The organism is Streptomyces sp. NPDC054847, from assembly GCF_053610925.1.
This window is the reverse complement of the sequence record NZ_JBSGZJ010000265.1, coordinates 1-9863: the sequence shown is the minus strand read 5'-3', so window position 1 is coordinate 9863 and position 9863 is coordinate 1. Positions and strand designations below refer to the sequence as shown.

Genomic DNA, 9863 nt, shown 5'->3' with positions numbered 1-9863 from the left:
CCGTCGAAGTGAACGACGGGCCGTCACGGAGCCTCGAGGCTTAACGGCAGCGCCGCGGCCAGTGGAGAGTGCCGCATTTGGATCCGACCGCCCGGAGCCGTCCGGCCATTGGCATATTCCCCGACATCAATACTCCTTTGGCCTGTACCACCGGGTCAGTACTGATCACGCTCGGCCGCGGTGGATCCCTCGCCCGGCATCGGGGAGTCCCACTTGTCGTCCGCGAGAATGACCCCGGATAACGAGTTGCCTTCGGGAACGGACGTGGTCACCCCTGCCATGGAATGGATCACCGCGAGCGCCAGCACGGTCACCGAGATTCCATGAGCCAGGAAACGGTGTGCCTTCGCCATCGTGTATTTCCCTCTCGTTGTTCATCCGATGCGCGCCCTCTCCGGCCGCAAGAACAAGGTGGCACTAGTGAAGATCGAGTTCGAGTGGCATGGAGTGTCCTATGATGGAGCGGCAGCAAGTGGATAGCGACAAATCGGGCAATTGGCTGGGGTTGGTGACCTATGGGGGAGCATCAACTGCTGGGCGGCGTCGCGGTCGAGGTCTATGAATACGCATTGCGTAACGGAACGTTCAAGGACGAGGAGATCGCAGGTCGCCTGGGCGTCGATGTCCGGATGATCAGTGAGGCCCGCGAGGTGCTGCAGGAGCTTCGGCTGCTCGCCGTATCGGCGAACGGCCGTGTCGTGGCCGCGCTCGATCCGGACATCGCCGAGGCCGAACTGGTCACCCCGCTCGAGCTGTCCATCGCCCAGCGCCGCCGCGAGATCGCCGGTATACACCAGGAGTTGCGGGTCCTGTCGGAGGTCTACCGCTCCCGGGCCCGGTCCACGTCGGACGACGTGCCGATCCGGGTGCTCGACGACTTCGAGGACGTCCGGCGCGAGATCGACCTCGCCCGCCGGCGCTGCACGGAGGAGCGCATCAGCCTCCAGCCCGGCGGCGGCCGCAGCGCCGAATTGCTGGAGCAGGACCTGCTGCAGACGCTCGAGATGAGAAAACGCGGTATCCGCATCCGCACGCTCTATCAGAACACCGCCCGCGCGAGCCTCGCCACGCGTACCTATGTACGCCAGATCTGCGCACAGGGCGCGGAGGTCCGGACCGCGGAGGAGCTGTCGGAGCGGCTGATCATCTACGACCGCAAGTTCGCTTTCATTCCCAAGGAACGCACCGGCAAGGAGCCGCCGGGCGCGGCGCTCGTCACCGACCCCACGGTCGTGGCCTATCTCTGCCGTTCCTTCGAGTCCATCTGGCAGGCGAGCCAGCCGTTCGAAATGGGCCGGACCGCCGAATACCAGCAGATCACCGAAGATCTGCGGGTGTCGATCACCCGGCTCATGGCGAAAGGCCTCAAGGACGAGGGCATCGCCCGCCGGCTCGGTATGGCGACCCGCACCTGCCGTCGCCACATCTCCGCCATCATGGAGGAAGTCGGCGCCACCAGCCGCTTCCAGGCCGGACTTCTCCTCGCTCAGCAGGGCTTGATCCCTGAGGCGAGCGCAGTGCCCGCGAATCCGGACAGGGCCGAAGTGGCAGATTCCTGACGGTCATTGTCCCCGATCGGACAGGCCGCTGTTCTGGTGCACCCATTCCCCGGCTGATTTCCTGGTTCATGCGCCACGAGTTCGGCGACAACCGGACCACGGAGGGGACATGGACATTCGGCAGTTGGCGACATTTCACAAGGTGGCGACGCTGCTCAGTTTCACCCGCGCGGCGGCGGAACTGAAGTACGCGCAATCCAGTGTCACCGCGCACATCAAAGCCCTTGAGGAATCGCTCGAGGTGAATCTCTTCGACCGTCTCGGCGGCCGGGTCGAACTCACGGAGGCGGGGCGGCGACTTCTCCCCTACGCCGAGCAGATGCTCGCCCTGGCGGGAGAGGCACGCGGTGCGGCGCTGGGTTCCGAGGAGCCGGCAGGGGTGCTCACCGTCGGTTCCATGGAGAGCATCACCTCCTACCGGATGCCGCCGCTGCTGGAGTTCTTCCACCACCGTCACCCGGCACTGCAGATCGTGCTGCGCCCTAGTCTGTGCGCCGAGACCTGCCACGCCCTGCGCCAGGGCATGTTCGACATGGGCTTCCTGATGGAGGCGGAGACCCAGCACCCCGGAGTGCAGACGGAAGTGCTCGGCTCCGAGCCGCTCACGGTCGTCGCGGCCCCGGGCCACCCCCTCACCCGCGCCGAGAAGGTGACGACGGACGACCTGCGCGCCACCCAGGTCATCTCCGCGGAGGCGGGCTGTGCCTACCGGGAGCTGTTCGAGGCGGAACTCAACGACGGCACCGGCGAATCCCTGCCTTTCCTGGAGTTCGGCACCATAGAGTCCATCAAGCGCGGTGTCGCCGCCGGACTCGGCATCAGTCTGCTGCCGAGCGTCACCGTGGCCGACAGCCTCGAGAGCGGCACCCTCGTACCCCTGCCCTGGACCGTCCCTTTCGAGGTCCACACCCAGATCGCCTGGCGGCGCGGGAAGACCCTCTCGCGCGAGATGCGGGTGTTCGTCGACCAGACGATCAAGTTCCTCTCCGAGGAGTACGCGCGCCGGCCCTGATCCCGGTGACGTGAGCACCCCCGGCCGCCGGGGCCGGCGTACGGGACGCGCCAGGAGGCCCCGGCCGGCCCGTACGAGCGGACCCGCCGGCGGCCGGGCTGTCCGTACGGGATTCCCTACCGCAGCGTCGCCGTGAAGCTGCGGCCGTAGGCGTGGTGCGTCGTGACGTCGAGGCGGGTGCCGCCCGGGACGTGAGTGGTGCGGATCCCGTCGTCTGCCGAGACGGGGCGCAGGGCGCGGCCGTGGAGGGTGACCCTGACCGTGCGGCGTTCCGTGGTCGGGTCGGACACGGCGATCGAGCACGTGCCGTCGGCGGACCGGCGCAGGATCACCGACGCGGGGCCGTCGACGGAGAGGCGCTCGACGTGGTGGGTGCCCGGGGCGAAGGTGTTGACGGCCAGGATGCCCAGCCCGGTGTGCTTGACCGCCTGGGCGCGGACGGTGTTGGCGAGGACGGAGAGCGGCCCGCCCGAGTAGGAGGCCAACTGGCGCTCGGAGGCGTTCGGAACGATCGCGTGCGCCATGGCGGCGGGCGCGGCACCGGCGGGCCGGTCGTAGGAGACCGTGAACACCTGCCTGGTCACGGCGGTGTCCGGGTTGGACAGACGGACGCCGCGCAGGCTGCGGGTGACCGTGTCGAGCGCGACGGCCGGCCGGGGTCCGGACAGGAAGACGTATCCGACGGCGGTCCCCTGCCCGGGATCGTCGTACCGCAGCCAGGCGAGCGGCGCGGTTTCGGTCCCCTGCCACGGCGTCCCGTCGCGGAGCTCACCGGTCAGGGTGACCGGGGCGGTCGCGGAGGCGATGCGGGTGTCGACGGTCGTGGTCACCGCGCGGTCCGCGTGGCCCGTGACACCGGCCCCGAGGACGACGATCTCGTCGTCGAGCATGAACCAGGACCTGGTGCCACGGGCGCCCTGGTAGGCGACGAAGTCGTCGGGCAGTTCGCCCGCCTCCTTCGCCGCGTACGCGACGTCGTCGGACAGGACCAGCGCGGTGGCGCCGTACGCGCCGAGGCGGGCGCCGCCGGAGTGAGGGTGGCTGCCGCGCGGGAAGTAGACGTACGTGTTCTGGGACTCGGAGGACGAGGTGAAACCCCGCTCGGGGTTGTCGTACCAGAGCGTTCCGTACAGCTCCGGCACGGTACGGCGGTCCTCCACCGGGGCGGTCACGCCCGCCAGGCGGTACGGGGAGACGGTGGTGAAGTAGTCGATCCCGAACGCCTGCCGCTGGTCCTGGCCGGAGAGATAGAGGTAGTGGGCCCCATCGCCCTGGAACCAGGGCATCAGGTTCTCGCCGCTCATGTACTCGTACTTGCTGATGCGGTCCGAGCTGCGGGCCAGGGCGAACGCGTAGCCGGGGCGCCGGTGGACGGTTCTGTCCATGGCGTTGAACGCGATGTGGGAGGCGGCGGGCACCAGGTCCTCGGCCGGGGCCGGGGACTTCAGGATGTCGGCGTAGCGGGCGATGCTGACGGGGGAGACGAAGGAGGCCGGGTCCAGGTTCGTCCTGGACGTCTGCCGGACGTACTTGACGTAGCCCTCGAGCGCCTCGGTGTCGCCGCCGGTGCTGTATCCGGAGAGGTCGACGACGGCTTCCACGACGGCGGCGACGTCCGCGTAGCCCGTGCCGGTGCGTGACACGGCGCGGCCCTTGACGATCTCCATCATCCAGCCCTCGAAGATCACCGGGGCGAAGCCTTCCGCGACCCAGCCCTGCACGACGCCGACGAGGTTCTCGGCAGGGACGTAGGCCGTCCCGTCGAGGATCTTGACGCTCTGGACGATCCGGGTGAGCAGGCCCTTGCCGTAGGAGCCGGTGTAGGCGACGGACGCGTGCTGGACGAAGGAACCGTCCGCGTAGAAGCCGTCGGTCACGCCGTGCCGCAGGTCGTACGGGTCGATCCTGGCGAAGACGGTGAGCTGGTCGGCGACGGCCTTGCTGACACGGGCGTCTTCGCCGAGGACCGCTCCCTGGAGGATCCGGTTGGTCGTGATGTCGGCGAGGTTGGCTCCGGTGTGGAAGCGCGAGTCGAGGTCGACGTCGCCGTTCTTGCCGTTGCGCAGGTACGCGTCCATGGAGGCGACGTAGGTCGCGGCGAGGTCCGGCCGGTACGAAGCGAGTTCGTCCCCGAGCAGGACGAGGGTCTTGGTCGCGTGGCCGGGGATGCCGATCTCCCAGTTGAACCAGTTGCCGTAGTAGCCCTTCGACTGGTCGCCGTAGTACTCGTCGTGGAGACGGACCAGACCGTCGGCGACCCTGCGCCGGACCGCCGTGCCGTCGAACAGACCGGAGACGCCCGGGGTGCGGGTGGCGAGGGCGATCTCGTACAGGTACTGGACCGTCCTGCTCAGGTTGGGATCGCTGGTCCCGAGCGGAACCCCCGCGAAGAGCTCGCCCGGTCCGGCGTCGTCCATCGCGGCGAGCCGCGACCGCGCCGCGGAGGCGATGGCCGCGAGTTTCGGGGCGACCTCGGCCCGGGCGTTGGCCTCCGCCGTGCCGGCGAAGACTGCCACCGTGTTGCGCAGCAGGGTCTCGTGATCGGCTGCCTGTCCGGAGGTGGAGGGGCGGACGCGGGGCGCGGCTCGGGCGCGCAGGGGCTGGGCCACGGCAAGCAGCGTTGCCGCCGGGATCACGGACAGCACGGAACGACGCGAGAACTCCACCTGAACGCTCCAAGGTTCGGCCGGAAAGCGCTTGCCAGACGACGAAACAACGCTGTCCCACCGCTGTCAACGGGCGGGACGCAGGTACCGGGCCCCGTTGTCAGTGGGGTCGGCTAACGTCGGCCGAATGACGATCCCGGCCGACAACCACCATGTGATCCAGGTGCGCGGCGCGCGCGAGAACAACCTGGCCGACATTTCGCTCGACATCCCCAAGCGGCGCCTCACCGTCTTCACCGGCGTGTCCGGCTCGGGGAAGTCGTCCCTCGTCTTCGGGACGATCGCCGCCGAGTCCCAGCGCCTCATCAACGAGACGTACACCGCCTTCATCCAGTCGTTCATGCCGAGCCTCGGCCGGCCCGACGTGGACGCGCTGCACAACCTGAGCGCCGCCATCGTGGTCGACCAGGAGCGGATGGGAGCCAACTCCCGCTCCACCGTGGGCACCGCGACGGACGCGTACACCATGCTGCGGATCGTCTTCTCCCGTCTCGGCACGCCGCACATCGGCACGTCCGGAGCCTTCAGCTTCAACCTTCCGGAAGGCATGTGCCCGCGCTGCGAAGGCGTCGGCCAGGTGTCGGACATCGACATCGACCAGCTGGTCGACCGCGACAAGTCGCTGAACGAGGGCGCGATCACCGTGCCGAACTTCGCGGTGGACTCGTGGTACTGGCAGATCATGGCCAACTCCGGCTTCTACGACCCGGACAAGAAGCTCCGGGACTTCACCGAGCAGGAGTGGGCGGACTTCCTCCACAAGCCGCAGGTCAAGGTGAAGGTCGGCAGCAACAACTTCACGTACGAGGGCCTGCTGCTGAAGGTCCAGCGGACGATGCTGACCAAGGACCGCGACGCGATGCAGTCCCACATCCGGGCCTTCGTCGATCGGGCCGTGGTCTTCCGCGAATGTCCCGACTGCGGGGGCACGCGGCTGACGGCCGCCGCCCTCTCCTCGAAGATCGACGGGGTGAACATCGCGGAGTGCTCCGCGATGCAGATCAGCGATCTCGCGAAGTTCGTGCGCCGGATCGACGACCCGGGTGTGGCCCCCCTGCTCGCCGGACTGCGGGACCTGCTCGACTCGCTGGTGGAGATCGGCCTCGGCTATCTCAGCCTGGACCGGCCCGCCGGCACTCTGTCCGGCGGTGAGGCGCAGCGCGTGAAGATGGTGCGGCACCTCGGTTCCAGCCTCACCGACGTGACCTACGTCTTCGACGAGCCGACCGTCGGTCTCCACCCGCACGACATCCGGCGGATGAACGACCTGCTGCTGCGGCTGCGCGACAAGGGGAACACGGTGCTCGTCGTCGAGCACAAGCCCGAGGTGATCGCGATCGCCGACCATGTCGTCGACCTCGGCCCCGGGGCCGGCACGGAAGGCGGACAGATCTGTTTCAGCGGCGATGTGCCCGGACTGCGGGCCTCCGGGACGCTGACGGGGCGGCACCTGGAGCACCGGGCCGGTCTGCGGGAGAAGGTGCGCGAGCCGCGCGGACAGCTGACCATCAAGGGCGCCGACCTGCACAACCTGCGGGACGTGAGCGTCGACATACCGCTCGGGGTCCTGACCGTGGTCACCGGCGTCGCCGGATCCGGCAAGAGCTCGCTGATCCACGGCAGCCTGCCCGCCCGTGACGGAGTGGTGGTCGCCGACCAGTCGCCCATCCGCGGTTCGCGCCGCTCGAACCCGGCGACGTACACCGGTCTGCTGAACCCGATCCGTACCGCCTTCGCCAAGGCCAACGGAGTCAAGGCAGCCCTGTTCAGCGCCAATTCGGAGGGTGCCTGCCCCAAGTGCAACGGCCTGGGGCTCGTCTACACCGACCTCGCCATGATGGCGGGCGTGGCCTCGGTGTGCGAGGAGTGCGAGGGCAAGAGGTTCACGCCCGAGGTGCTCACGTACACCCTGCGCGGCAAGAACATCAGCGAGGTGCTCGGGATGTCGGTGGCCGAGGCCCACGACTTCTTCACCTCGGGTCAGGCACACACCATCCTCGGGCGGCTGCGGGACGTCGGGCTCGGCTACCTCCGGCTGGGACAGCCGCTCAACACCCTCTCCGGCGGTGAGCGGCAGCGCATCAAGCTGGCCATCCACATGGCGGAGAAGGCGGCGACGTACGTACTGGACGAGCCGACCACCGGTCTGCACATGGCCGACGTGGACCAGCTGCTGGCGCTGCTCGACCGGCTGGTGGACGCCGGCAACACCGTGATCGTCATCGAGCACCACCAGGCGGTCATGGCACACGCGGACTGGCTCATCGACCTCGGCCCCGGCGCCGGACACGACGGCGGCCGCATCGTCTTCGAGGGGACACCCAAGGACCTGGTCGCCCACGGCGACACCCTCACCGCGCACCATCTGCGGGAGTACGTCGGGGCCTGACCCCGGCACGGGTCCTGGGAAAAGGTTGAAACATTACGGGGACGCTGCCGCGTCAATGAGGTGAAGGGGTCGCCGGCGCACGACGGGGGGAGAGTGAGCAGGGGATGAGAGCGTCCCGCACGGAGGAGTACAGAGAGTTCGCGGCGAATCGCGCCGCGCACCTCTACCGCTCCGCCTGCCTCCTGACCAGCGGGGACACGCACCTCGCAGAGGATCTGGTGCAGGAGACGCTCGGCCGGATGTACGTGCTGTGGGGGCGCGTCTCCCGGATCGAGAATCCGGCGGGATACGCACAGACCGTTCTCGTCCGCTCGTTCCTCACTCACAGGCGCCGGCGCTCCGCTTCGGAACGCCCTGTCGGCGAACTGCCCGACTCCGCCCTGCTCTCCGGTGACGACCCCGAGCTGCGCCTCGCACTTCTCGGTGCGCTCGGCCGGCTCTCACCGAAGGACCGGGCGGTGGTGGTGCTGCGGTACTGGGAGGACCGCAGCATCGAGGAGACCGCCGACGCGATGAACGTCAGCTCCGCCGCCGTGCGCACCAGAACGGTGCGGGCGCTCGCCAAGCTCCGCGAGCAACTCGGCGGCAGTCTCGTCGAGTTCGCCGCCCGCTGAGGCGCGGCACCGCGACGACGGGCTCTTCCTGCGGGCCGCCCCGCGGGCTCCACCACTTCATTCATGCGATGCGACCAGAGAGTGTGGTTCCCCATGCCTTTCGAGGACGAACTCGGTGATGCGATCCGCCGTACCGGTGACACGTTCCGGCCCTTGGACCGGCCGGGCCTGGTCGACGCCGGCCTGACCCGCGGCCGCCGCCGGCTGGCCCGTCGCAGGGCCGCCGCCGTGACCGGCAGCGTCCTGGCGCTCGCCGTGGTCGGCGTCGCCGGCTATACGACCGGCGCACTCGGCTCCGGCGACGGCCGGGCGTCGGCCGCGGCACCGGCCACGCCCACCGCCGTCGCGGGGCAGGCCACGCCCGGCGCTCCGAGCTCGCCCCCGGCGGGCGGGGTCACCAAGGAGAAGATGATCGAGGCCTTCAAGGCCCTCCTGCCCGAAGGGAAGATCACCCGCGAGGCCGGGCAGGGCATCACCGTGGACGTCAAGGGCGGGAAGACCGGCCCGTACGCCTCCGTCGTCTTCGACGACGGACAGGGAGCGGCGGCCATCAGCCTCGGCGTGAGCACCGTCGACCCGGCCGGACAGAGCGCCGACCAGTACGTCACGTGCCCGTCCAAGGCGCTGGTGCAGCACGACACATGCAAGGCCGAGACGCTCCCCGACGGCTCCCGCTACATGCTGTTCCAGGGCTACGAGTATCCCGACCGGCGTGTGGACACCCGACTGTGGCGGGCCGTCCTGATCACGCCGAAGGGCGTGCAGGTCGACGCCAGCGAATGGAACGCGCCCGCCGAGAAGGATGCGCCGGTCAGCCGGCCGGCCCCGCCCCTGACGGGCCCGCAGCTGAAGACGCTCGTCACGGACGGCGTGTGGCAGTCGATCGGCGCGCAACTGGGCGAGCCCGACAAGGAGACACCGCTGCCCGGCGCCGCCGGTACCCCGGTGGACAAGATCCTCACGTCGCTGCTGCCCAAGGGATTGAAGGTCCTCGACAAGCAGGGCGACCCCGGTTACGGCTTCGTCGTAGCCGACGACGGCAAGGGCGCCGGCTTCATCCAGGTCAACGCGCAGTCCGGCATGCAGGACCTCGCGGCGGTCTTCACCGGCGACGTCACGACCCTGCCGGACGGCACCAAGGTCATGGTGAAGAAGAAGAACGACCCCGACCAGAAGGGCGGCGCGGGCGCGGTCGGCTGGACGGTCGACACCCTGCGCCCCGACGGCTTCCGGGTCGTGATGATGGCCTTCAACGCGCCGGGGCAGGGCCAGGACGCCAGCCGCGCCGAGCCGGTCCTGACCATCGAGCAGATGAAGACCATCGTCCTCGACGAGAAGTGGCGCACGACGACCGGATGAGCCGCAGGGGCCCGGCCCCGGGAGCCGGGCTCCGGCGGCCTGATCTCCCCGGCGGCGCGAGCGCCAAGGCTCGGCCACCACGGCGCCGAGCTCCGGGGCTCCCTGACGGCGAGTTCCGGCAGCCGGCCCCCTTGGCGCGAACCCGGACCCTCGTCTCCGCGGAGCCGGTACCACAGTCGGGCCGGCGCACGTCACTTCGCGTCCGAATAGCGCTCCACCACCGCGATCGTGAACGGGAACCGCACCGGCGTCTCACCGAAGGCG

7 protein-coding genes are annotated in these 9863 nt (G+C 69.3%); 5 read left to right on the top strand and 2 right to left on the bottom strand.

Annotation, left to right across the window (positions count from 1 at the left end; translation table 11 throughout):
* Positions 1–155: 155 nt before the first annotated feature.
* Entirely contained in the window at positions 156–353 is a 198-nt protein-coding gene (locus ACWGH4_RS23285) for a hypothetical protein (protein WP_441263619.1), read from the bottom strand.
* A 162-nt stretch (positions 354–515) separates the two neighbouring features.
* Between ACWGH4_RS23285 and ACWGH4_RS23280 the strand changes: the two genes are divergently transcribed.
* Complete coding sequence (locus tag ACWGH4_RS23280; RefSeq protein ID WP_453464017.1) at positions 516–1559, top strand: LuxR C-terminal-related transcriptional regulator; 1044 nt, start codon at positions 516–518, stop codon at positions 1557–1559.
* Between the two features lie 109 nt (positions 1560–1668).
* A complete protein-coding gene (locus ACWGH4_RS23275; RefSeq protein ID WP_441263621.1) occupies positions 1669–2571 on the top strand; it encodes a LysR substrate-binding domain-containing protein in 903 nt (300 codons plus the stop codon).
* Positions 2572–2687: 116 nt separating this feature from the next.
* Here ACWGH4_RS23275 and ACWGH4_RS23270 read toward each other — a convergent pair whose 3' ends face one another.
* Positions 2688–5237: a polysaccharide lyase family 8 super-sandwich domain-containing protein gene (locus ACWGH4_RS23270; RefSeq protein WP_453464014.1), complete on the bottom strand. Its 2550-nt coding sequence runs from the start codon at positions 5235–5237 to the stop codon at positions 2688–2690.
* A gap of 127 nt (positions 5238–5364) precedes the next feature.
* Here ACWGH4_RS23270 and ACWGH4_RS23265 point away from each other — a divergent pair, with 127 nt between their 5' ends.
* From ACWGH4_RS23265 to ACWGH4_RS23255, 3 genes are all read left to right on the top strand, one after another.
* Positions 5365–7626 (top strand): ATP-binding cassette domain-containing protein, encoded by a 2262-nt coding sequence (locus ACWGH4_RS23265; protein WP_453464011.1) that lies wholly within the window; start codon positions 5365–5367, stop codon positions 7624–7626.
* Between the two features lie 104 nt (positions 7627–7730).
* Complete coding sequence (locus tag ACWGH4_RS23260; RefSeq protein WP_441263624.1) at positions 7731–8240, top strand: SigE family RNA polymerase sigma factor; 510 nt, start codon at positions 7731–7733, stop codon at positions 8238–8240.
* A 93-nt stretch (positions 8241–8333) separates the two neighbouring features.
* The gene (locus ACWGH4_RS23255; protein WP_453464008.1) at positions 8334–9599 is read left to right on the top strand and encodes a hypothetical protein; all 1266 of its coding nucleotides are present in this window, start codon (positions 8334–8336) and stop codon (positions 9597–9599) included.
* Positions 9600–9863: the final 264 nt, after the last annotated feature.